This window comes from Mesorhizobium sp. M2A.F.Ca.ET.039.01.1.1 (assembly GCF_003998035.1).
In the GTDB taxonomy this organism is placed as follows: domain Bacteria; phylum Pseudomonadota; class Alphaproteobacteria; order Rhizobiales; family Rhizobiaceae; genus Mesorhizobium.
The window spans coordinates 1-759 of the sequence record NZ_RZRY01001373.1 but is presented as its reverse complement, the minus strand read 5'-3'; the positions used below and the strand labels follow the sequence as shown (position 1 = coordinate 759).

The window sequence follows — 759 nt, the reverse complement described above, 5'->3', positions numbered from 1 at the left end:
GAACAGCATCAGCGCCATCACCAGGCGGGCCTTCTCGCCGCCCGACAGCACGCGGCACTTCTTCTCGATCTCGTCGCCGGAAAAGCCGAAGCAGCCGGCAAGCGCGCGCAGCGGCGCCTGGCCGGCCTGCGGGAAATTATCCTCCAGCGTCTGGAAGACGGTGCGCTCGCCGTCGAGCAGTTCCATGGCGTGCTGGGCGAAATAGCCCATCTTGACGCTCGGACCGCGCGCGACGGAGCCCTCGTCGGGCTCGGAGGCGCCGGCCACAAGCTTGAGCAGCGTCGACTTGCCGGCGCCGTTGACGCCCATCACGCACCAGCGCTCGCGGCGGCGGATCTGGAAGTCGAGGCCCGAATAGATCGAGCGGCTGCCATAGGATTTGTGGATGCCTTTCAGCGTCGCCACGTCCTCGCCGCAGCGCGGCGCCGGCTGGAACTCGAAGGCCACCGTCTGGCGGCGCTTGGGCGGCTCGACGCGGTCTATCTTGTCGAGCTTCTTCACCCGGCTCTGCACCTGCGCGGCGTGCGAGGCGCGCGCCTTGAAGCGCTCGATGAAGGCGATCTCCTTGGCCAGCATCGCCTGCTGGCGCTCGAACTGCGCCTGCAACTGCTTGTCGGCGAGAGCCCGCTGCTCCTGGTAGAATTCGTAATTGCCGGAATAGGACGTGAGCGCGCCGGCATCGATCTCGATGATCTTGTTGACGATGCGGTTCATGAACTCGCGGTCGTGCGAGGTCATCAAAAGCGCGCCGTCATAGTC

General features: G+C 66.0%; 1 protein-coding gene. It reads right to left on the bottom strand.

Annotated features, from left to right (window positions below; translation table 11 throughout):
• Positions 1 to 759 (bottom strand): ATP-binding cassette domain-containing protein (locus EOA24_RS39940; RefSeq protein ID WP_133375050.1); only part of this gene is annotated, 759 nt, incomplete at both ends.